Below are 255 nucleotides of genomic sequence, written 5' to 3'. Positions count from 1 at the left end.
TTGGCAGTCAGAGGCGATGAAGGACGTGTTAATCTGCGAAAAGCTGTGGTGAGGTGATAAAACCCGTTGAGCCACAGATATCCGAATGGGGCAACCCAGCTGCATAAGCAGCTATCTGCATGTGAATCCATAGCATGCAGAGGCGAACCGGGAGAACTGAAACATCTAAGTACCCCGAGGAAAAGAAATCAACCGAGATTCCCCTAGTAGCGGCGAGCGAACGGGGAGTAGCCCTTAAGTCATTGGGGTGTTAGT

The 255-nt window shown here is 51.0% G+C and carries 1 rRNA gene; it reads left to right on the top strand.

Annotated features, from left to right (window positions below):
- A 23S ribosomal RNA gene (locus J3L11_RS19165) occupies nucleotides 1-255 on the top strand; the annotation flags it as partial.

The sequence above is a fragment of the Shewanella sp. 4t3-1-2LB genome, assembly GCF_017368415.1.
Lineage (GTDB): Bacteria > Pseudomonadota > Gammaproteobacteria > Enterobacterales > Shewanellaceae > Shewanella > Shewanella fodinae.
The sequence above is the reverse complement of the archived record's forward strand: the minus strand, read 5'-3'. Positions and strand labels throughout refer to the sequence as shown.